The organism is Chroococcidiopsis sp. CCNUC1 (assembly GCF_023546805.1).
GTDB classification, from domain to species: domain Bacteria; phylum Cyanobacteriota; class Cyanobacteriia; order Cyanobacteriales; family Chroococcidiopsidaceae; genus Chroococcidiopsis; species Chroococcidiopsis thermalis.
The window spans coordinates 2,635,753-2,657,066 of the sequence record NZ_CP097480.1; the positions used below are offsets into that span (position 1 = coordinate 2,635,753).

Here is a 21,314-nt window from a genome sequence, read left to right on the forward strand (position 1 = left end):
GTGGAACAAGTCGTAAGTCGTAAGTAATTTCCTCAGCTCCCGATTGCTCTCTTCTCTCCCTCAGCTCCCTCAGCCTCCTCAGCCTCCTCAGCTCTCTTCCCCCGACTCCCGGTTTTTAATGATAATAGTCCTCGCTCGTAAAACCTTACGCTACCTTCTGCCCTATCGCTTTCTATTTTTAGTAGCGATCGCGCAGGTGATTTTGCTAAATGCTTTAGAATTGCTGAAGCCTTGGCCCCTAAAACTGATTATCGATAACGTACAAGTCGGCGGTCAGCCGCTCCCGTGGGAATTTTTAAAAGGCTTGTCCCGCGAGCAGCTACTTTTGGCGATCTGTATCGGACTGGTGCTGATTTACCTACTTTGGGGTGGTCTGTCACTATTACATAACTACACAACTATTAGCATCGGTCAGCGCATGGTCAACGATTTGCGCGGCGACCTCTACAGCCACTTGCAGCGCCTTTCTCTAGCATTTCACAATCGCCAGCAGGTAGGAGACTTACTTTACCGCATTGCTACCGATACCTACGCGATTCAAAGCTTGACGATGAACACCGTAATTCCCATCCTCTCAGCAGTGGTGTTTTTGGTGGGAATGTTTACTATCATGGTGCAGCTCGATCCGCTGCTAACCTTCTTAGCGCTGAGCGTTTGTCCGGCTTTGTTTATCACGCTATCGCTGTTAAACCGCCCGATTAACAAGGCAGCAACTCAATCTCACCAACAGGAGAGCGTGGTTTATTCGCTCGTGCAGCGAAATATTTCTGCCATGCGGATCATCCAGGCTTTTACCAAAGAAGATGAAGAACACAGCAAGTTTATGGCGGCGAGTCGGGAGAGCTTAGCAGCGCGCTTACGACTTTATAATCTACAAAGTCTTTACTCTGGGGTAGTCAGTTTAGTTAGCGCCGTGGGTACTGCCTTAGTCGTGTGGGTTGCTGCCAATCAAGTTTTAGCTGGTGAATTGACAGTAGGCGAGTTGGTGTTGTTTACCTCTTATCTTGCCTCGCTTTACGACCCAATTAATAGCATCAGTCAAACCTATGGAATGACTCAGTGGGCGCAGGTGGGCGTGATGCGAGTGTTTGAAATTTTGGATATCGAGCGAGATCTGCCAGAGGGAACTAAAACATTCCCTACAGTTGGAGCTAAGGGAGAAATTGTCTGGGATAATGTCAGTTTCGATTATCTGCCCGACCAGCCGACGCTGAAACAAATAAATTTGCGCGTGCGGGCGGGACAGAAAGTGGCAATTGTCGGTCCCACGGGAGCGGGAAAATCGACTTTAGTTAGCCTGCTACCACGCTTTTACGATCCGCAAGTCGGTCGAGTCACAATTGATGGAGTTGACGTGCGAGAATTTCAACTGAAATCCTTGCGTCGTCAAATCGGTATGGTGCTGCAACCGCCGATCGTCTTTCCCCTCAGCTTTCGGGAGAACATCGCCTACGGTCGCCCCGATGCAGCCCTGTCAGAGGTCGTGACTGCTGCCCGTCTTGCTCGAATTCACGATTTAATCGTCAGTACGTCCCAAGGGTACGACACGGTAGTAGGCGAAAGGGGAGCGACTCTTTCAGAAGGGGAAAGACAACGCTTGACGATCGCCCGAGCAATCTTACTAGATGCACCTATTTTAATCTTGGACGAACCCACCTCCTCAGTGGATGCCGAAACTGAAGCACTGATTATGGAAGGGTTAGATCGACTCACAGTCGGACGAACGACCTTAATTATTGCCCACCGACTCTCAACCGTGCGTCAGGCTGATTCAATTGTCGTGTTACGAGCTGGGCAGATTGTCGAACAAGGTACATTTGCCGAATTGATGAGTCAGCGGAGTGCATTTGCGGCGCTCTACCGTACCCAGTTCAGTTTACAGGGGGAGAAATAAATATGTCGCTGCGGATTGCGATCGCTGGTTTAGCTGGGACGTATCCCTTTGGGGGCATGTTTTGGCATTACTTACAATACTTACTCGGATTGCAACGGCTCGGTCATGATGTCCTATATATAGAAGATACGGGTAAATGGTGTTACGACCCGATTGCGAAAACATTTGTGGAGGATGGGTCGAAAAACGCTGCCTTCTTAGCGCGAGAACTAGCCATTTTAGACGAGAGTTTGAGCGATCGCTGGTTTTTTCGCGATGTAACTGGCAAAACCTACGGTCGTCCTTGGCACGATGTCGTCGAGTTCTGCCGCAGTGCCGACCTGTTACTCCACATTTCTGCTGGGCATTGGATGCGCGAGGAAAACTTTACCAATGCCAAAGTCATATTAATCGATACCGATCCTTTATACACCCAAGCCGGACTGCTGACTGGTTCCCCTGCGGAAGTCGCAGCCCGCGTTGCTTGGTGGCAGGAACATCACGACGTTTTCTTCAGCTTTGGAGAAAATATAGGCGCTACTGATTGTAAAGTTCCCTGCGAATCGTTTGACTGGATACCCACACGCCAACCAATAGTATTAGACTGCTTCGACCGAGCAGCCGTACCAGTCACAGAGCGGCGACCCGTATTGACAACCGTTGCATCGTGGGAACCAAAAGAAAAGGGTCCAATAGTAAATGGCGTTGCTTATACCGGAAAAAGTAGCGAATTCGAGCGCTACATGGATTTACCATCTCACAGTCCGCTACCACTCGAATTAGCTTTAAGTGGTTCCGCTCCAGTGGAGAGGCTGCAAGAATGCGGTTGGATTGTGCGCGATGGCTACGAAGTTTCCCACAACCCTTGGGTTTACCGAGATTATCTTGCTCATTCCTTTGGCGAATGGAGTATAGCCAAAAATGCTTACGTTGCCAGTCAAAGCGGTTGGTTTTCTTGTCGCACAGCCAGCTACCTCGCCCTTGGCGTACCAGTGATTCTACAAGATACAGGCTTTAGCAAAACCATTCCTACTGGGGAAGGGCTATTGACATTTACGACAACAGCTCAAGCAGCAGAGGCAATCGAGAAATTAAAAACCAACCCGCAGCGACACGCCAAAGCCGCCAGAGAAATCGCGCAAGCATATTTCGACTCGGATAAGGTACTGACGAATTTGATTGAAAAAGCGGGAGGTTAGGAGTTGGTTAGACAAGAGGGACAAGGGGGACAAGGGGGACAAGGGGGACAAGGGGACAAGGGGGACAAGGGGGACAAGGGGGACAAGGGGGACAAGGGGACAAGGGGGACAAGGGGGACAAGGGGGACAAGGGGGACAAGGGGGACAAGGGGACAAGGGGGACAAGGGGGACAAGGGGGACAAGGGGGACAAGGGGGACAAGGGAGCAATTAGCAATTAGCAATCAACAATAATGACTAAAGTTACTGTAGCCCTAACTACGTATAATCGATCGCAGTTACTCAAGCTCAGTTTGGCAAGTGTTTTAGCTCAAGACTATCCAGACTTTCGGGTGATGGTACTCGACAATGCTTCGACTGATGATACTGAAACAGTCGTGCGATCGCTTGCTGAAGACGACGATCGCGTCACTTACATTCGTAACGAAACTAATATTGGTGGTTTAGGTAATTGGAATCTCGCTATTGAATTAAATACTAGTCCTTATTTAACAATTCTGAGCGATGACGATTTGATGCTGCCAGAGTTGATAAGCGAATCTGTCCGAGCTTTAGACGAGCATCCGCAAGTCGGGTTTTCATTTGCAATGGTGAGGCTGATCGATGCTGCTGGTAATTCCTTAGACTTACAGCACACGGGAAAAATTTCTGAAGGCTTGGTTAAGGGTCTAGATTTCCTCGAACAGACGATTTCCTGGCAGGGTTGTCCGGTTTATACTTCTAGTCTGTTTTTTCGCGCTTCAGCATTGGCAGTCGTGGGACAGTTTGATAGTCCCCATTCCAAGCATACATTTGACTTGACGACGATCTATCGGCTGGCTGCCAAGTTTGACATCTTCTTTTTAGCCCGAGAACTCGCTCAAGTCCGCCTGCACTCAGGACAGATTACCGAAACAGACTGGCGCTTCGATCGCAACGGACCAATTGGTGTCATTGCTGAAATTACCGATGCTGTCGCTTATCTGTTGCAAAGCGATCGCGCTAGGAACGAGAACTATCGACAATGGCTTGCCGAGCGCTTTCTTGCTCTACACGCACGCCAAAGCGAATACACGCAAATGGCTCTACCTCACATGCAACAAACTTGGGAAGAACGATTGCAATTAGCCAGCCAGGAAATTGCTCGGTTAATCCCCCCAGAAGAAGCATACATTCTCGTTGATGACGGTCAGTGGCAAGGGGAAGCGATCGCCTCTGCACCAGCAATTCCTTTTCTGGAAAAAGATGGACAGTACTGGGGCGCACCAGCAGATGATGCAACGGCAATTCAAGAACTGGAACGTTTGCAGAGCAAAGGGGTGCAGTTTATCGTTTTTGGCTGGTCGGCGTTTTGGTGGTTCGATTACTATTCTGAGCTGGAACGTTATTTGCGATCGCATTGTCGCTGCGTGTTGAAAAATACCCGCCTTGTTGTGTACGGGCTTCAACCATGATGCAAAAGTCAAAATTCAAAAGTCAAAAGTCAAAATTCCCCGACTCCCACTCTCCCACTCCTGTACGGGCGGGTTTTGACCGAAGATTTACTGTCTCAATCGGGGAGCTATTTGCTAAACCCGCCCCTACGACTCCCACTCTCCCACTCCTGTACGGGCGGGTTTCCAAACCCGTCCCTGCTGACTCCCACTCTCCCACTCCCGATCGCGCCAGTTGCCTGCGAATCGTCGTCCTCGGATACATCGTGCGTGGACCTTTGGGTGGAATGTCTTGGCATCCTTTGCAATACCTAATGGGGCTAGCAAATTTGGGTCACGATGTTTATTTCATCGAAGATAGCGATGATTATCCCTCTTGCTACGACCCGACACGCGGTTATATGGATATCGATCCTACTTATGGCTTGAAATATGCCGCGAGTATCTTTGAGCAAGTTGGTTTAGGCGATCGCTGGGCGTATTACGATGCCCATACAAGTTCGTGGTTGGGAGGTTGTGCTGACCGGATTAAGGAGATTTGCACTACTGCCGATCTGTTACTCAATTTAGATGGAGTTAACCCGCTGCGCCCTTGGCTGCTGCAAATTCCCGCCCGTGCATTAGTTGAGGGAGATTCTGTCTTCACCCAAATTCGCCACCTCACCGATGCTTATGCCTACGAACAAGCGCGACAGCATACAACTTTCTTTTCTTGTGCGGAAAATATCGGTCAGAGCAAATGTACTGTCCCCGATGATGGGTTTCCCTGGCAACCCACGCGCCAACCGATCGTTCTCGATACCTGGTTGGTAAAACCCTTAGCAGATGCCGCAGCCAAATTTACGACAGTCATGCAATGGGAAAGTTATCCAGCGCGAGAATACAAAGGTATTCGCTATGGCTTAAAGGCAGATGCTTTTCCCCCTTACATAGATTTGCCAAAGCGGGTAGGCTCGATCTTGGAACTGGCAGTGAGTGGAGGTAATACACCCACCGAGCAACTGGCAACTAAAGGCTGGAGAGTGCGAGAGCCACCGACGCGATCGCCCTGGACTTACCAAGAATACATTCAACAATCGAAGGCAGAGTTTAGTATAACCAAGGATGCTTTTGCCGTAACTTGGAGTGGTTTGTTTAGCGAACGCAGCGCCTGCTATCTCGCTAGCGGTCGTCCTGTGGTGATTCAAGACACGGGTTTTTCTGATTGGTTACCTACTGGTGCAGGCGCGATCGCATTTAGTAATTTAGAGGAAGCGATCGCGGGGATTGAAGTAGTTAACAGCCGCTACGAATTCCACTGCCAAGCGGCAAGAGCGATCGCCCAAGAATATTTCGATGCCCGTCACGTCCTGCCACCTTTACTTGAAGCCGCCATAAAAGGAGGAGTGAGGGCATAGGGAAAGAGGACAAGGGGGACAAGGGAGACACAGAAGACAGGGAAAAAGTCAGAAGCCATTTTTCTTCCCCTACTCCCTGCTCCCTGCTCCCTGACAACTGATAACTGACACCTGGTCAATCGTGAGCAGAAAACAGGGACACAAATTTCGTTCTGGTATGCAATGGCTAGCTTGGTCGGCGACTCTAGCCGGAATTTGCTTAGCTAGCGGGCTGGGTTACTTTCTGGTTTTCAATTCCACTGCCGAACCAGTGACAGTACAAACGGTAGCCGTAGAAACAGGAACCGTAGAAAATACAATTGATGAAAGCGGTACTGTGGAACTTCAGGGACAGCGAACGATCAAGTCGCCCACTGAAGGCGCTGTCGATCGCGTCTTAGTCCAGCCGGGAAATCAAGTGAAAGCCGATCAAGTACTCGTCATTCTCCGCTATCCCGAGCGCCAAACTGCTTTAGCCAACCAGCAATTGAAAATACTAGAGGCGCAAGCGACTCTGGTACGCAATCGCCAAAAAATCTTGGAGGCTCAGGAACAGCTGATCGCTGATGAAAAAATTCGTAAAAAACTAGATGCCTTGGCACAAGAAGGAGCCGTGGCGCAACAACAAGTCCAAGAGCTAGAAGATAAAGTGCGGCAGAATGAAGCTGACATCCGCAATGCTCAGTTGGAAGCTCAAAACGCGACAATCCAGCTTCAGATCGAGCAGCTTCAACGTCAAAGCATTCAGCAAAAACTCCAAGATACATTAGTGCGATCGCCGCTAGATGGCACGGTTTTGGGAGTCAGCGTCAAAAATGGTGATGGAGTTGAGTTGCGTACCGATCTGTTGACGGTAGGCGATCCGGCGCAAGTGAAAATCAAGCTTTTGCTCTCTCCTCTAAACGCCGCTCAAGTCAGAGTCAATCAAGTGGTTCGCGTCAGCGCGATCGCGCCTAACGCCAAAACTTTTACTGGCACAATCCAAAGCGTATATCCCCAGGCAGTGACTCCCGAAGAAAGTCAAAAACAAAGCGGTCGTAGTGGTGGTAGCAGCGATCGATCGAATCAACCTAGAGTACCTGCAACTGTCAAGCTTGACACCCCCACGCGATCGCTCATTCCAGGTAGCGGCGTAAACGTTGAAATCGTACTAAAGCAGCGGCGCAACGTTTTAGTCTTGAATTCAGAAATTATTCAACGCACCGAACAACGTCCTTTTGTTTGGGTAAAAGACAGTCAAAACAAAGCTCAGAAACGATATCTTAAATTGGGTTTAGAAGGATTGCTCACCGCTGAAGTTGCTGCTGGATTGAACTTTGGCGAAAAAGTCATTTTACCCCCCGCCGAAGCCACCCTGACCCCAGGAACACCAGTTATCAGTTATTAGGGAGCAGGGAGCAGTTGTCAGTCTACCAATTACCAACTACCAACTACCAACTACCAATTATCCAATGAGCCTTTCACCAGTCGAACTGCTAATCCTCACCTTTGACTCTTTGCGTAGCAATCCCCTACGTTCTGCTTTGACGGCGTTAGGAGTATTTATGGGTGTGGCTGCGGTCAGTGCTACGCTTCAAGTTGGTAGTATCAGCCGGATTGTTATTGCCCAACGATTAGCAGAAAGAGACGCGCCTCAGATTATGGTAGGACTCAATTGGCAAGCAGGCAGCGACTTGAGCGCTCAAATGAGCCTAGCAGATTTGGAATTTTTCCGCCAACGACTCTCTGGCTTACGGGCGAGTAGTGGCGCAGCTTGGGTGGGTTCGGCAGAAACTGTATTTCAAACTGAAGAAGCTAGTCCTCAGATGATGGCAGTGACCCCAGATTTTTTACTCACCTTGGGTAGACCGTTGGAAGCAGGACGGTTTTTTACTGCTGCTGATTTCGCCAACTACCGACCTGTGGTCGCGATCGATCGCTTTTTGGCGGATAAGTTATTTAAAGATGGTCAAGCAGTTGGACAACGCCTCTATGCTAACGATCGACCCTACGTAGTGGTGGGAGTCGTACCAACTAAAATGCAGGAAAACGCACCACCTGAAGGACAATTGTTAGTACCGCTACCAATTTATAGTTCTCTTACAGGTAGCCGTGCTGTCGATACAATTCAGTTGCGTCCTCGCCGAATTGAAGACCTTGAAGCTTTTGGTAATCGAGTCCAGCAACTCTTGGCACAACGTTTTCCAGGGCGAACTTATTGGGCTTGGAACAATGTAGAAGATATCATTCAACAACAAAAAATCATGCAGCTAGCCTCCCAAGCGCTAACTGTAGTGGGTGCAATTTCCCTGCTGGTAGGAGGTGTGGGTATTGCTAATATTACGATCGCTTCAGTGATAGAACGCACGCCAGAAATCGGTTTGCGTCGGGCTTTGGGAGCAACTCAGCAAGATATTATGGCGCAATTTATTTTAGAAGTTGCGCTTTTAAGTTTAATCGGCGGGACGATCGCCATAGGGACGGTGCATGGAATTGCTATTGCAGTCGCCGATACATTTAACTTACCCTATCAATTTGAACCCAGCACCGCAAGTCTAGCGCTAGCTTCAGCTTTACTAGTCGGTATGGGTGCTGGCTTTATTCCTGCTCTCCGTGCCAGCCAACTCGATCCTGTCAAAGCTTTACGCTCGGAATAAGCATCAACAAAAAAGTCAAAAGTCAAAAGCTAAAAGTCAAAACTAATTCTCCCTACTCCCTGCTCTCTACTCTCTTCTCCACTGATAACTGACTGATAACTGTTAATCGGGAATAGTTATATTTTCTAAATTTTGTGCTGCTGCTGGATATTGTGGATTCATTGCTTCTAAGGTATCAGCGATCGCCCGAGCAATAACTAAGTTTCTATACCACTTCTTATTTGCCGGAACGACATACCAAGGAGCATACTCTGTAGAGCAATAATTAATTGCATCTTCATAAGCTTGTTGGTAATCATCCCATAATTTCCGCTCGTTGACATCGTTAATAGAAAATTTCCATCGCTTATCTGGGTCTTCCAGCCGCTTTTCTAATCTACGTTTTTGTTCGTCTTTAGAAATATGTAGAAAAAACTTAATAATACTAATATTATTCAAAACCAGCATTTGTTCAAATTCATTAATGCTGTGATATCTTTTCTGCCATACTGCTTCCGGCACGAGTTGTTTAACGCGCACGATTAATACATCTTCGTAGTGAGAACGATTAAAAATATTAATCATGCCTCGTTGCGGTGTCCGCTGATGGTAGCGCCACAAAAAATCATGGCTCAATTCTTCTTGGCTGGGATTTTTAAAAGACCAAACTCGACAACCTTGAGGATTGATTCCCTGAAAAACATGTTTAATTGTGCCGTCTTTCCCACCAGTATCCATTGCTTGCAGTACGATGAGTAGACTGCGCTGCTGCTCGGCGTACAGGCGTTCTTGTAACAAACTCAAGCGATCGCGATAATACTCTAGTTCTGCTTCTATCTCTTTCTTGCTCTGATAGCTTTCACAAGTATCTGGGTCGATTTGACTTAGCTGAATTGGTTCGTTGGGAGTGACGCGATAGCGGGGATAATCGGGTTTTGGTGGTAACTCGTCTGCTACAACTGTCTCTGGAGACATAGTGCGGGCAACTTTTGCTGTCTCATTATCTGTAGTTTTGTTAATCTGAGCAGCGGATTTTTTTGCCGATTTTGAATTCGCCATAGTAACACTATCGCCACTTTTTATCGAACTTATTGTTCGATTTTATGGCAAGAATTACAGCAGTGTTTCTCTCAAAAGATAGACTCATGCGTTTTGTTTTACAGTAGTGAGTGGGGAATTGGTAGTTGGTAATCGGTAGTTGCTCCCTCAGCTTCCTCAGCTCTCTTCTTCCCCTGCTCCCCTGCTTCCTCCTCTGCTCGTGCGCTCCCTACTCCCTGCTCTCTAGTATGATTAACGACTACAGCTTTGAATAACGCATAATTGTTACAGGAACACCGATTTTCGCTGCCAAGTCAGACAAAGCAAACTTAAATTTGAGCGATCGCGGTAATTCTTTCCATGTAACTGCAACAAACCCAAAGCGAGTGTAAAACTCTGCTAGTTTACGCCCCAAGCATTCTAAATAAAGCGGCTGAGTTGCTTGTTCAATTAAATATTCCACCAAGTACGACCCCAAGCCTTTACCCCGCCAGTTAGAGGCAACCACTAAACTACCCAATTCTTGCGCCCCAGCAAAAGCCCGTAACTGCCCGCAAGCAACGACTCGTCCGTTGCATTCAACGACTGAAAATTGTTGCCAGCGTAACTGCGTCGGGTCGAGTTTTGCCGATAGCACCAACTTCCGAATTGCCCAAGCATCTTTAGCATTGGCAGGGCGAAGATTGCATCCTGATGGTAAAGTAGACATTCGGTTGAAGTCTAAATTTTCAAAATTAGATGACAATTACATTTTTACAACTAAACCAACAGCACGACGAACGTATGCTTGATACGACTCGTTTGTAGGTGGAAATACCAATCCGTAAAGCATGATACCGCTGATGAGGTCGAAGACAAGATCGGCATCTATATCTGTGGCAATTTCCTGTCTGCTTTTTGCTTGTGCGATGACAGCAGCAAAGGCTTGGCGACGGGGTTGGAGATATCTCGCCCAGTAAACCTGAGCAAACTGGGGATTGTTAGATGCTGTACTGATAATTAAAGCTACAATTTGCCGTCCCAGAGGATCTAAGGTCATTTGGGTAGCACTGGCAATAATTAAATCGATATCGCTCCAAAAGTTTTTCGTATCTGGAATTTCTACGTCTTCTCTACGGCTTTCGATCGCATCTGCCACCAGTTCTTCTTTTGAGTTGTAGCGACGGTAAATTGTGGTTTTTCCCACCCCTGCACGGCTAGCGATCGCCTCTATACTCATGCGCTCGTAACCCACCTCGGCTAAGAGTTCCAAGGTGGCTCTATGAATAGCGCGATCGGCTTCTACACTACGCGGTCTTCCAGGCTGATTTTTAATTTTTGCATTCATTATTGGTTCGTTACTCTTGGATCGTCATCTGGTGGTATCATCCGCTACCGCTACGCAAATATAAGCAGCATGTCTTAACGATGCATCCACCATTGTGATGTTCTTCGTTTAAATCTGCGATCGCCTTGTGGCGATCGATGGATGTAGTACCCGTAATCTTCAAACCATCAGCTCTCTAAATCAAATAGGATGACTGTTGCTACTGGCGAGGATTAAATTAAGGAACGACTTCTAGTCTACCGAAAGGAGGAAATTTAGTTAACAACTGAGTAACTTGAAAACCCTCTATCCGCAGAACGATCTAGCAGATGAGTTAGTTGGAGTACTGTAAATGCTAAATCGTATAGAGATTGTATCCGATGAAACTGACATATTTGAAGCAACAAGTTTCGACTTTGGGACGTTTTCTGGCAACAACGCTATTTTTTCTGTCGGCGATCGGCTTTGTATGGCACTTTGCCTTGTTCTCAAACCCTGTAGCAATGGCTAGTCCCGCTCCGATTTCGATCGCAGCGGCAGATATGGGCGATCGAACTAAAGAAGCAGCCGATGATGTTGCTAAAGGCTCCAAGAATTTGATCCGAGATACGGCAAACAAAGTTGAGCGAGCTGCCAACAAAAATGCTGCTAAAGTCGATCGAGCTGACGACGAGGGTAGTGGCGTTGAGCGCAAAGCCAAGCGAGATCGAGATCGGATTGAGCAAAGAGCTGAGGAAGATGCCGCTCGGACTGAAAAAGCAGTAGACAAAAACATGAACGCTGTCAAGCGTACTGTTGACTCTATCAAGGATGCTTTTAGCAATTAGAGCCGCAATCCGCTCAGATAGTTAGGACATGATTGGAGATAGGAGGAAGAGGATTTATAATTCCTCATAGTCTGCACGTCAAAGCCTAAATTAGAAAGCCTAAGTCAGAAAGAAGATTTTTTGACTTAGGCTTTTTCTTGGGATGACGAAGGACGAGCGCCAAGCACCAAGACCGAGCGTTGGCATCAGGCAAGTACTTTATGATGAAATTCACTCAAGCTTAAGGAATTACATTTAACCATACTAGCTCTCGAATTACAGTGTTAATCTCAAATGATGGTGTTATGTAACATCTCTTTTCCATATTCGCAAATTATGCCAACAGTTCAAAAAATTGACACTAGCCAATTAGTCAGTATGGGAGTAATGTAGTTGACGAACATCTAAATCAAGCTAAGCAAATGCCAGCGGTTGCTGGTAATTCTCACATAACCACTGGCTCGCATATGGAAAGTTATATCGCAAGTTATCAGTTATATAAGTTATAGAAATATGACATTTCTCTGGCAGTGGCTTGGTGTATTTGGTATGTCGTTTGGTGCGATCGTTTTTGGAATTGGCGCTCACAATGCGAAAAATCAGCGTTGGCAAATTTTGTACACGCTTAACTTTTTCGTTTGCGCGATCGCGGCTGGACTTTATTTAATTATGGCTCTCGGTCAAGGAGTAGACTTTATTAACGGTCGTCCCACTTTCTGGGTCAGATATGTTTCTTGGTTTATTTCTACGCCTTTGTTGCTCTTAATTCTCACATATCTTGGAAAAACTAGCGTGACAACTACAGCGAGCTTGTTAGGAGCAAATGCTTATACAATTGCTGCTGGTTTTGTTGCTACTATTTCACCCTATCCAGTTAATTATATTTGGTATATTGTCAGTTGTGCAGCTTACTGTGCTACTGTATATCTTCTCCTTAACCAATATCGCCCACAAGTAGAACGTACCTTCCCTAGAGTTATTCCAGCTTTTCACAAATTGCTGAAAGTTCACTTGACAATATGGACGCTTTACCCGATAGTCTGGCTTCTGAGTCCCGCAGGTTTGAATTTCTTAAATATTAGCGTGGAAACAATGTTTGTGACTCTCCTCGATATGGCTTCCAAGGTAGGTTTTGGTTTTCTTTCATTACAAACTATGAGTGCTATAGAGAAAGCGAGACAGCAAGCAAAAACAGCATCTTCTTTAGTTGTATTTCGTTAATTTGTAGCAAAAAATATATATAGCGTGCTTCTACTCTTCGTCCCAAGTTTGCAACTGAATATAAACTAAAACTAGCGCTACCAATAACAAAACTGTAGCCGCAGCCGCAGCATAACCGAAATCGAATTGCCCAAAAGCTTCTTGATAAATGTAATAGACTAAAATATTAGTAGAATTTAAAGGTCCTCCACCAGTCACGACATAAATTTGCTCGAAACCCCGCAAAGTAAAAATTGCTGTTGTAATCGTAGCGAAGATTAACGTCGGTCTCAATCCTGGTAGAGTAATATACCAAAATTGCTGCCAAGCATTTGCTCCATCTAATTCTGCTGCTTCATAACGACTGGGAGGAATTGCCTGCAATCCAGCTAGAAATACCACCATATTGAAGCCTAACTGCTTCCAAATACTCAATAAAATGATGACTGGCATTGCCCAAATATTACTACCTAGCCAGGGAATCGGAGAAATTCCAATTGCATTCAACCATGTATTGACTGGTCCCTCGGTTTGAAATAGCCAGCGAAATCCTAACCCAGCGGCGACAATAGACACAATTGAAGGGAGAAAATAGGCACTGCGTAATAGACCTCGCCAAGCTATATTGCGGTTTAATAGTGCTGCCAAACCTAAAGGAATCGCTAAACTGGGAATTACTGTAGCAATGGTAAAATAGCAAGTATTACTAAGAACTTGCCAAAAATCAGGATTGAGAATTAGTCGTAAGTAATTGTTAAACCCTACCCAGCGCACGCCAGCAGCGGTAAAACTTCCTGTAGTGAAGCTGAGATAACACAGATAAGCAATGGGAAATATTAGGAATATTCCTAGCATGAGCAGCGCTGGCGTGAGAAAAATCCATGCTGCGATCGCATCGTTATCTAGCAGTTGCTTGCGAGAACGCTCAAAAGCCATACTTTGTATTTTAACTTTGTAGGGCTATTTTACTCATTAAAGGGACCAGGGAGGAGTCAAGAGTTGATGGTAGTTGGTAGTTGGTAGTTGGTGGTCACTGCTCCCTGATAACTGATAACTGATAACTGTTCCTGGTAATTTTTAACGTCGGAGTGAGGCGATCGCCGGTCGAATGATGGATAATGACTGAGTCAACACCTTGCTCGATAAAATGCTGTATGACGATCCCAGCAACCACCGCCTCTACTGCCAGCTTAATTTCTCCGGTCGATCCCACCGATCTATGGATACCAGGAGAACCAATTAAACTAGGTATACTTGCTTCGGGAAATGGCAGTAACTTTGAAGCTGTAGCAGAGGCGATCGCCCAAGGTAGACTTAATGCTAAAATTCAAGTTTTAATTTACAATAACCCAGAAGCGAAAGTCGCAGTTCGAGCTGCAAATCGTGACGTACCTGCCGTTTTGCTCAATCATCGTCACTTTCCCAGCCGTGAAGATCTAGATCGTCAAATTGTTCAAACTTTACATCAATATGACGTATCATGGGTTATAATGGCGGGCTGGATGCGAATTGTCACGCCAGTACTCATCAATGCTTTTGCCGAACGAATTATTAACATCCACCCCAGTTTATTACCCAGCTTTCGCGGCATTCAGGCAGTAGAACAAGCCCTTGCTGCTGGTGTAAAAATCGCAGGTTGTACGGTGCATATAGTCGTTCCCGAAGTTGATAGCGGGCGCATTTTGCTCCAAGCAGCCGTACCCGTCTTACCTGACGACACCCCCCAAACTCTACACCAACGAATTCACCAGCAAGAATATCGAATTTTACCCGCCGCGATCGCTCTTGCTGCGAAGCAGGGAGCAGGGACGAGCTGGGAGCAGAGAGCAGAATAAAACACCCGTCAACTGTCTTCACGGAGTTTAGCGCAGCATTTACTGTCAAATAATGACGATTAAACCTCGTGCAAAATTTGCACGTCGTTTATAGATTACCCGTAAGATTCAATCGGTTCGCTACCGTCAGGAGCAGGTGGCACAAATTTTTTCCAACCGAGTAACTGAAAGCCAACATACCATAAATAAAGCGGATTGAGCAGGATATAGCGCCGCCACAAGCGTCTGGGTTCTTGTAGCAGACGAAATAACCACTCCAATCCCAAATCTTGCATTGTTTGCGGTGCTGGCGCTAGCCTACCAGCGTGAAAATCGAAGGCAGCACCCACAGCTAAGATGGGGATGCCTAGCATTTGGCGATATTCGTAAGCCCAAACTTCTTGTCGAGGACAACCAAGACCAAGAAGTACGGTACTAGCTCCAGAGGCTTTAATCCGAGCCACTAACTCTTTCCGTTCCTCTGAAGAGAGACGGCGAAATTTAGAAGGTTCCATGCCCGCAATTTGGAGCTGGGGAAAGCGTTGCTGCAACTGACAAGCGAATTGCTGTAATACTTCTATTTGACTGCCATATAGATAGACACTCAATCCTTTTTCAGCAAAAGCTTGAGCGATTCTGAGCGTCAGCTTGGGACCGCAGACGCGATCGGGTAATCCTTGCTTGTGCAGCCACCACAACGCCCAGCGCACGGGTTGTCCGTCAGGAACTACGAGATCCATACCGTTCAATCGACGGGCGTGAATGGGGTCTAAAAATCCCGTCATCACGCCATGAACGGCTAACGCACTGACCGCATAGGGAACTCTCTTTTCAGCCGCAACAACAATTTTGTTGACAGCAAATTCGTAATCTATAGCGTGGATGTTAATTCCTAAGATGGAGTGTTTGCCTCGATTAATCACTGTACTTTAACCACCTTTCACAGTTTTGGGTGTAAATCTCCCGCAAAATGTGCGGTACGTCGTATTTAATCGACCAATTTGGATACTTGGCTTTAAACTTCGATAAATCGCTGATGTACCAGATGTGGTCGCCACTGCGATTTTCATCGGTGTAAGAGTAGTTCAACTCCTTGCTAGCAATTTGTTCGCAATAAGCGATCGCCTCTAGCATTGAGCAATTGCTTTCTCTACCACCGCCGATGTTGTAAACTTCAGCGATTCCAGGGTTGAGATAGAACTCATAAAATGCCGCAATCAAGTCTGAGGAGTGAATGTTATCGCGGACTTGTTTGCCTTGATAACCGTAGATCGTGTAGGGATCGCCAGTCACGGTACATTTCATCAAGTAAGCGAGAAAGCCGTGTAATTTCGTTCCCGCATGGCTGGGTCCGGTCAAACAGCCACCCCGAAAGCAAACAGTAGGAATGCCAAAGTAATGACCGTATTCTTGGACTAATACATCGGCTGCAACCTTAGAAGCTCCGAATAGAGAGTGCTTGCTGCGATCGATACTCATATCTTCAGAGATCCCCAAAGCATACTTATGAGCGGGATCGATCTCCCAGCGGCGGTCTAACTCAACTAGGGGTAAAAAGTTGGGTAAGTCTCCGTAGACTTTGTTAGTGGAAGTGAAGATAAATGGGGTGTCTGGGCAATGTTGGCGCGTTGCTTGTAACAAGTTCAACGTACCGTTGGCATTGACCGAGAAATCGGAGAACGGATCGCGTGCAGCCCAATCGTGAGATGGCTGGGCTGCGGTATGAATGACAAGGGCAATGTCTTGTTTGTAGTACTGAAAAATGACATCCAGGCGATCGCTATCTCGGATATCTACATCGTAGTGAGTGTACTCTCTAATCTGAGATTGTAAACGCCTAAGATTCCATCTTGTGGAAGCTTCCTCTCCAAAAAAAAAGCTACGCATATCGTTATCGATCCCGACGACATGCATACCGAGAGCGCTAAAAAAACGTACTGCTTCCGAACCAATGAGACCAGCAGAGCCAGTAACGATCGCAACACTCATGGCTTATTCTCAAGCTTTTGGTAATTTTTTCTCTGCATTGTTTAGTATGCATTCCAGAGCTGCAATGACTGCCGGTACTTTTGACAATACATGCGAACATCACGATCTATACTTGACCAGCCTAGAGCCGGCGCATGTGCTAATGCTCAGGCGATCGCGGGTCAAAAATTTGTCTGACATTCGCTCGAATGCCTGCACCTCTGCCGCGAGAAGCTTCAGACTGAAAATCTGCAATCTCTCGCTGACAATTTTGCAATACTCTGGATTTAAATTTGGTGTTCTACCACACAGGAGCCTGCTAGCTACCGTAGATGGAAACTCCTCAAGATTTCAGCTGCTCTAGGAATTGTTAGAACTGCTTTTTTTCTTCGTCTCTCGGTCTAGATTGCCGTACCTGAGTCCGTAATCGTTAATAGACCAACAGACAATTGGAATCTGCCGCAGCTACGATACGAAAGGCGATTTTAATGCAGCCAGAGTTAATATACTCTAACTAGGTGGAATTACGCAACCCATTTTTCTATCCATCTTGCGATCGCTTCATGAAACCGTATTTGTAGCTGTTGGTGTGACTTGTGCTATGTAGTTGTTGTTGAGCGCGAGGCGCGATCGCACTCAACCTGCAACCAGTATTTAGCCCTGAATGTAATCTATCCCTAAATGTCATGCCTAACTATCTGTTCGAGGGAACGGACAACGGGTAAGGGGGAACGGCGATGGAATTGGTGCAGGACAGATCTTCGACCCGAACGTCGTTTGGATATTGTCAACCGTAATTTCACGGATAATTCGTGATAACTTACCCCAACCTTGGTTCAATTTTCCGTAAAATTTCGCAAGCAATAAATTAAAAAAGATTCTTAACTTATCGTAACGTTTTCGACTTGATAAACCTAAACCCCCATAGTTAAGGCATAAAATGGTCGTCGTTAAATTCTTAGTATCGGTTTATGCTAGCGATCTCTATCCATCGTCGGCTGAAAATTCTAAAATAAATTTAATGTCTATTTTTGCGATTGAATTTTTAACTTATGTGTTTAAAACTTCCTTTTGACTCAAATCAGGTTTGTATCATTTTCTACAACAGAATCTCTAAAAAATATCACAAATAAGCGTCAACAAATTAATCGAAGGTCATAAACTCGGATCGACAAATGCAAGCCAAGCAAATCTAAACAATCTAAACAAATGGAGCTAGAGCCAGGTTTCGATTACAGAGTTTTAAGTGAGAAAAACCGTTCGCTCGTTCAGCAAAGAACTAAAGAGCTGAAGGAGCGCTTGCAGCGTACAGCTCAAGATATATGGGACATTGGGAAGAAATTAGTTGAGGTGAGAGCAGAACTAAAAGGACATGGCTACTTCGATGCTTGGCTGAGAGCTGAATTCGGGTGGAGTCGGCGCACGGCATACAACTTTATTTATGTATACGAAGCATTTCCTTATGCAAAATTTGCACAGATGATCATCGAGCCATCCGCGCTCTATCGCTTAGCTTCGCCTTCGACTCCCGATGCAATCCGCGACAAATTTATTCAACAGGCTAATGCGGGTAGTAAAGTCACGCATAAAGAAGTTTTGAAAGCCGTTACTGAAGAAAAGCTGAAGCAAATTCCCAATTCTCCCATCGAACATTCTCTCAAATCGGCAGCAGCTCAACCAGAAGAAGACCCGTCCCTAAATATAGATAAAGAAGTTAAATCAGTCGTCCCAGAAATACAACAACCTCCCTATAAAGCTGCTGCTTATAAAGCTAATCCAACAATTGTCACCCCACGTTTCCAGCAGTCGCATTGGTACACGCTGGGCATGGATCACCTATTATTTTGCGGCGATACTAACTCACCAGCATTTTTCGATCGCCTACCGGAAGCAGCTTTTGCTTTGGATATTGCGGTAGGTGGTAAGTGGCAGCATGACTGGTTAATGTATAAAGCTCGCTCGGCGTTGATCCTCCATCCCCGGGAAAGAATTGATGGAGAGCGGATTAGGCAGCTACTATTGATGTTTTCGGAACGGGAAGATGCAATAATATTACCCTGCGCGCCCAGTGGAGAGGCGATCGCTACGATCGGTAGGCTCAAACGGAAATTATTTGCAGGCTATCGAAATCGACAACAGTGCCAACAGGCGATCGCTGATTCGGGATTAAAAGCGCAAAAGGTTGAATTACCCTAGTTGTATTTGTTACCCTGAAAGCCGATCTCATTTATGCTTATAGTGATATACTGCCAAGAAAGTATCGTTCTCGTTAACAATTAAGTCCCTCATTCGAGTGGCGATCGCGGCACAGTTCAACTAGCCACCCGCCCTATTCCCAGTAGCACTTGCGCCAGAAATATCTCCGGTCGCGAAACGTTCGCTCTCAATCAGCAGCAACTTACCATTAGCTTATGGAATCTAGAGTGGAATCTAGAGAAGCCGTAGACATCAACTTGCAAAACTTGCAGTTAGCCATCAAACGACGATGGTTGGCAGCAGCAGGGGTATTTGGCTTTGTCTTAGGACTCTCAACAATCGTAACCCTTTTGCAAGCGCCGCTATACCAAGCAGAAGGCAAGCTCTTGCTCAAAAAGCCCAGCGAGACTTCTAGTCTCAACCCTGAAAAGTACGAGCCGCGCTTGGAACCGCTCAGCGCTGAGAGCAATCCGGTGAGTACCGAGTCGGAAATCGTCAGTTCGATCCCGTTGGCACAGAAAACGATCGCTGCTCTCACCCTTAAAGATGAGGAAGGTAAGCCGCTCAAACCGACAGCACTGATTAGCCAGTTGACACTGAAAAATATTCCCGCTACTGACGTGTTGCAAGTCGCATACGAAAGTAAAGATCCTCAAGAAGCAGCAGCAGTCGTCAATAAATTGATGAGCGCCTATGTAGATTACAACATTCAGAGTAACCGTGCCGAAGCCTCAGCCGCAGAAGATTTTATCGTCAAGCAACTGCCGCAGACAGAAAGCACAGTGCGGGCAGCTGAAGCTAGTTTGCGCCGTTTCAAGGAACGACACCAAATCGTTAGCTTAGAACATGAAGCTATCTCAGCTGTAGAAGTGCTGAAGGAACTACAAGACCAAATCACACTTGCAGAAGCAGCACTCGTACAAACTCAAGGTCGAGCGACAAAACTGCAAAAAGAAATTGCCCTCACTTCCCAAGATGTCGTACCGATTAATTCTCTCAAAGAGTCCCCCGGAATACAAAAGACCCTGGCAGAATTACAACGGGTAGAAGGCGATTTGGTTGTCCTCCAAACTCGTTTTGAAGACACATACCCCGAAGTCCAAAAATTACAACAAAAACGGAATGCCCTCAAACAGTTGTTAGAAGGACGCATAGGACAAATGTTGGGCAACTCGAAGCAGGTATCGAATCGCAATTTAGAAGCAGGCGAGTTGCAACAAAAATTGGCTGAAGACTTGGTAAGAGCGGAAGTCGAACGCCTCAGTTTGTCTAATAGATTAAAATTTTTAGCTCAAGCTAGAACGAACTACAGGCAAAGAGCGACAGTTTTACCGCAATTAGAGCAGCAACAACGGGAGTTAGAGCGACAAGTCAGAGCCGCCCAAGCTACCTACGAATTAATGCTGAAAAAACTGCAAGAACTACGGGTAGAGCAAAACAGAAATATTGGTAACGCCAGCATTATTGAAACAGCATTAGTGCCAGAAACTCCCTTATTGGGTAAAAGAGTGATGACTCTCGGTTTAGGAGGAATCGCCGCAATACTACTGGCGATCGCCACGATTACTTTACTCGAACTGAGCGACGCATCAATCAAAACACTTAGAGAAATTAAGCAGTTGTTTGGTTATACCTTAATTGGTAGCATTCCTCAACTTGGTAAATTCATCAAATTGAAACCTGAACGACAGCAAGATTGTCCAGTTCCCGAACTAGCGGTGAGAAATAGCCCTCGCTCGTTGACAGCGGAAGCTTATCGCATGTTACAAGCTAACTTGCGGTTTTTGAATTTAGATCGTCCGCTCAAAGCTGTCGTCGTGACGAGTTCAGTACCCAAAGAAGGCAAATCGACCGTTTGTGCTAATTTAGCCGTCGCGATCGCCCAGCTAGGACGCAGAGTACTATTAATTGATGCCGACCTCCGCTCTCCGATCCAACACCATATTTGGCAGCAAACGAATGTAGAGGGTTTGAGCCACGTCCTCGTTGGCGGAACCGACTTTCAGGCAGCAGTAGAACAAGTTATGCCCAACTTACACGTTCTTACGGCTGGAGTCGTGCCACCTAACCCAATGGCTTTAATCGACTCACAGCGAATGGCTGCATTGGTTAGTTCTTTAAGCGATCGCTACGATTTCGTCATCATCGACGCTCCGCCTTTGGTAGTAGCGGCAGATGCTTTAACTCTAGGAAAAATTACCGATGGAATTTTGTTGGTCGCTAGGCTAGGGGTGGTCGATTATACTAATGCAGCTGCGGCAAGAGAGGCTCTCAAATGTTCCTGTCAGACAGTGCTGGGAGTTGTTGCCAATAGCGTTCCGTCCGAAAATCGACCTTACAGTTCCTTCCATTCTCAAAGTCAAGACAATCTCGATACCACAGTAGTCTCTAGTAGGTGAAATGGTAATAGGTAATGGGTAATGGATCGGTTGTCAATGTAGAGACGTTACATGTAACGTCTCTACAAAGGATAGTTAGCGCTCTGTAACCTTCGATTTCCGACTTCCACCCT

20 protein-coding genes are annotated in these 21,314 nt (G+C 46.3%); 12 read left to right on the forward strand and 8 right to left on the reverse strand.

The window, feature by feature from the left end:
• Positions 1-118: 118 nt before the first annotated feature.
• The 7 genes from M5J74_RS12335 (at position 119) to M5J74_RS12365 (ending at position 8,495) form a co-directional block, all read left to right on the forward strand.
• Positions 119-1,894, forward strand: a complete 1,776-nt coding sequence (locus M5J74_RS12335; protein ID WP_015154389.1) for an ABC transporter ATP-binding protein — start codon at positions 119-121, stop codon at positions 1,892-1,894.
• Between the two features lie 2 nt (positions 1,895-1,896).
• On the forward strand, positions 1,897-3,072 hold the full coding sequence (locus M5J74_RS12340; protein WP_250016829.1) for a glycosyltransferase: 1,176 nt from the start codon (positions 1,897-1,899) through the stop codon (positions 3,070-3,072).
• Positions 3,073-3,075: 3 nt separating this feature from the next.
• Positions 3,076-3,285 carry a hypothetical protein gene (locus M5J74_RS12345; RefSeq protein ID WP_250016830.1) on the forward strand — a complete coding sequence of 70 codons (210 nt, stop codon included), beginning with the start codon at positions 3,076-3,078 and terminating at the stop codon, positions 3,283-3,285.
• Positions 3,286-3,304: 19 nt separating this feature from the next.
• A complete protein-coding gene (locus tag M5J74_RS12350; protein ID WP_106170353.1) occupies positions 3,305-4,504 on the forward strand; it encodes a glycosyltransferase family 2 protein in 1,200 nt (399 codons plus the stop codon).
• Positions 4,501-5,880 carry a hypothetical protein gene (locus M5J74_RS12355; protein ID WP_250016831.1) on the forward strand — a complete coding sequence of 460 codons (1,380 nt, stop codon included), beginning with the start codon at positions 4,501-4,503 and terminating at the stop codon, positions 5,878-5,880. The genes M5J74_RS12350 and M5J74_RS12355 overlap by 4 nt, the downstream gene beginning before the upstream one ends.
• Positions 5,881-6,001: 121 nt before the next feature.
• Positions 6,002-7,246, forward strand: a complete 1,245-nt coding sequence (locus M5J74_RS12360; RefSeq protein ID WP_250016832.1) for an efflux RND transporter periplasmic adaptor subunit — start codon at positions 6,002-6,004, stop codon at positions 7,244-7,246.
• Between the two features lie 64 nt (positions 7,247-7,310).
• Complete coding sequence (locus M5J74_RS12365) at positions 7,311-8,495, forward strand: ABC transporter permease (protein ID WP_015154394.1); 1,185 nt, start codon at positions 7,311-7,313, stop codon at positions 8,493-8,495.
• Positions 8,496-8,597: 102 nt separating this feature from the next.
• On the opposite strand, the gene M5J74_RS12370 is transcribed toward M5J74_RS12365, so the two are convergent.
• The 4 genes from M5J74_RS12370 to M5J74_RS32665 all read right to left on the reverse strand — a co-directional run bounded on the left by M5J74_RS12370 (position 8,598) and on the right by M5J74_RS32665 (position 11,002).
• The gene (locus M5J74_RS12370; protein WP_015154395.1) at positions 8,598-9,533 is read right to left on the reverse strand and encodes a polyphosphate kinase 2 family protein; all 936 of its coding nucleotides are present in this window, start codon (positions 9,531-9,533) and stop codon (positions 8,598-8,600) included.
• Between the two features lie 238 nt (positions 9,534-9,771).
• On the reverse strand, positions 9,772-10,221 hold the full coding sequence (locus M5J74_RS12375) for a GNAT family N-acetyltransferase (protein WP_015154396.1): 450 nt from the start codon (positions 10,219-10,221) through the stop codon (positions 9,772-9,774).
• Between the two features lie 36 nt (positions 10,222-10,257).
• Entirely contained in the window at positions 10,258-10,839 is a 582-nt protein-coding gene (locus M5J74_RS12380; protein ID WP_015154397.1) for a TetR/AcrR family transcriptional regulator, read from the reverse strand.
• 37 nt (positions 10,840-10,876) lie between these two features.
• Complete coding sequence (locus M5J74_RS32665; RefSeq protein WP_256498779.1) at positions 10,877-11,002, reverse strand: hypothetical protein; 126 nt, start codon at positions 11,000-11,002, stop codon at positions 10,877-10,879.
• A 196-nt stretch (positions 11,003-11,198) separates the two neighbouring features.
• Between M5J74_RS32665 and M5J74_RS12385 the strand changes: the two genes are divergently transcribed.
• On the forward strand, positions 11,199-11,645 hold the full coding sequence (locus tag M5J74_RS12385) for a hypothetical protein (protein WP_015154398.1): 447 nt from the start codon (positions 11,199-11,201) through the stop codon (positions 11,643-11,645).
• A 492-nt stretch (positions 11,646-12,137) separates the two neighbouring features.
• Positions 12,138-12,845 carry a bacteriorhodopsin gene (locus tag M5J74_RS12390; RefSeq protein ID WP_015154399.1) on the forward strand — a complete coding sequence of 236 codons (708 nt, stop codon included), beginning with the start codon at positions 12,138-12,140 and terminating at the stop codon, positions 12,843-12,845.
• A 30-nt stretch (positions 12,846-12,875) separates the two neighbouring features.
• On the opposite strand, the gene M5J74_RS12395 is transcribed toward M5J74_RS12390, so the two are convergent.
• A complete protein-coding gene (locus tag M5J74_RS12395; protein WP_250016834.1) occupies positions 12,876-13,760 on the reverse strand; it encodes a carbohydrate ABC transporter permease in 885 nt (294 codons plus the stop codon).
• A 218-nt stretch (positions 13,761-13,978) separates the two neighbouring features.
• Here M5J74_RS12395 and purN point away from each other — a divergent pair, with 218 nt between their 5' ends.
• Complete coding sequence (purN, locus tag M5J74_RS12400; protein ID WP_106166968.1) at positions 13,979-14,659, forward strand: phosphoribosylglycinamide formyltransferase; 681 nt, start codon at positions 13,979-13,981, stop codon at positions 14,657-14,659.
• Between the two features lie 95 nt (positions 14,660-14,754).
• Here purN and M5J74_RS12405 read toward each other — a convergent pair whose 3' ends face one another.
• The 3 genes from M5J74_RS12405 to M5J74_RS12415 all read right to left on the reverse strand — a co-directional run bounded on the left by M5J74_RS12405 (position 14,755) and on the right by M5J74_RS12415 (position 17,294).
• Positions 14,755-15,561 (reverse strand): WecB/TagA/CpsF family glycosyltransferase, encoded by an 807-nt coding sequence (locus M5J74_RS12405; protein WP_015154402.1) that lies wholly within the window; start codon positions 15,559-15,561, stop codon positions 14,755-14,757.
• Entirely contained in the window at positions 15,554-16,627 is a 1,074-nt protein-coding gene (locus M5J74_RS12410; RefSeq protein WP_250016836.1) for an NAD-dependent epimerase/dehydratase family protein, read from the reverse strand. The genes M5J74_RS12405 and M5J74_RS12410 overlap by 8 nt, the downstream gene beginning before the upstream one ends.
• Before the next feature lie 520 nt (positions 16,628-17,147).
• Positions 17,148-17,294: a hypothetical protein gene (locus M5J74_RS12415; RefSeq protein ID WP_158631977.1), complete on the reverse strand. Its 147-nt coding sequence runs from the start codon at positions 17,292-17,294 to the stop codon at positions 17,148-17,150.
• Between the two features lie 521 nt (positions 17,295-17,815).
• Between M5J74_RS12415 and M5J74_RS12420 the strand changes: the two genes are divergently transcribed.
• Positions 17,816-18,802, forward strand: a complete 987-nt coding sequence (locus M5J74_RS12420) for a DUF3102 domain-containing protein (RefSeq protein WP_015154405.1) — start codon at positions 17,816-17,818, stop codon at positions 18,800-18,802.
• A 215-nt stretch (positions 18,803-19,017) separates the two neighbouring features.
• Positions 19,018-21,201 carry a polysaccharide biosynthesis tyrosine autokinase gene (locus tag M5J74_RS12425; RefSeq protein ID WP_106218332.1) on the forward strand — a complete coding sequence of 728 codons (2,184 nt, stop codon included), beginning with the start codon at positions 19,018-19,020 and terminating at the stop codon, positions 21,199-21,201.
• The last annotated feature ends 113 nt before the right edge of the window (positions 21,202-21,314 follow it).

Excerpts from the sequence above, each read along its gene's own strand:
- M5J74_RS12335 (WP_015154389.1), top strand. The coding sequence starts at position 119 with ATGATAATAGTCCTCGCTCGTAAAACCTTACGCTACCTTCTGCCCTAT.
- M5J74_RS12340 (WP_250016829.1), top strand. The coding sequence starts at position 1,897 with ATGTCGCTGCGGATTGCGATCGCTGGTTTAGCTGGGACGTATCCCTTT.
- M5J74_RS12350 (WP_106170353.1), top strand. The coding sequence starts at position 3,305 with ATGACTAAAGTTACTGTAGCCCTAACTACGTATAATCGATCGCAGTTA.
- M5J74_RS12355 (WP_250016831.1), top strand. The coding sequence starts at position 4,501 with ATGATGCAAAAGTCAAAATTCAAAAGTCAAAAGTCAAAATTCCCCGAC.
- M5J74_RS12365 (WP_015154394.1), top strand. The coding sequence starts at position 7,311 with ATGAGCCTTTCACCAGTCGAACTGCTAATCCTCACCTTTGACTCTTTG.
- M5J74_RS12370 (WP_015154395.1), bottom strand. The coding sequence starts at position 9,533 with ATGGCGAATTCAAAATCGGCAAAAAAATCCGCTGCTCAGATTAACAAA.
- M5J74_RS12375 (WP_015154396.1), bottom strand. The coding sequence starts at position 10,221 with ATGTCTACTTTACCATCAGGATGCAATCTTCGCCCTGCCAATGCTAAA.
- M5J74_RS12380 (WP_015154397.1), bottom strand. The coding sequence starts at position 10,839 with ATGAATGCAAAAATTAAAAATCAGCCTGGAAGACCGCGTAGTGTAGAA.
- M5J74_RS12385 (WP_015154398.1), top strand. The coding sequence starts at position 11,199 with ATGAAACTGACATATTTGAAGCAACAAGTTTCGACTTTGGGACGTTTT.
- M5J74_RS12390 (WP_015154399.1), top strand. The coding sequence starts at position 12,138 with ATGACATTTCTCTGGCAGTGGCTTGGTGTATTTGGTATGTCGTTTGGT.
- M5J74_RS12395 (WP_250016834.1), bottom strand. The coding sequence starts at position 13,760 with ATGGCTTTTGAGCGTTCTCGCAAGCAACTGCTAGATAACGATGCGATC.
- purN (WP_106166968.1), top strand. The coding sequence starts at position 13,979 with ATGACGATCCCAGCAACCACCGCCTCTACTGCCAGCTTAATTTCTCCG.
- M5J74_RS12410 (WP_250016836.1), bottom strand. The coding sequence starts at position 16,627 with ATGAGTGTTGCGATCGTTACTGGCTCTGCTGGTCTCATTGGTTCGGAA.
- M5J74_RS12415 (WP_158631977.1), bottom strand. The coding sequence starts at position 17,294 with ATGACATTTAGGGATAGATTACATTCAGGGCTAAATACTGGTTGCAGG.
- M5J74_RS12420 (WP_015154405.1), top strand. The coding sequence starts at position 17,816 with ATGGAGCTAGAGCCAGGTTTCGATTACAGAGTTTTAAGTGAGAAAAAC.
- M5J74_RS12425 (WP_106218332.1), top strand. The coding sequence starts at position 19,018 with ATGGAATCTAGAGTGGAATCTAGAGAAGCCGTAGACATCAACTTGCAA.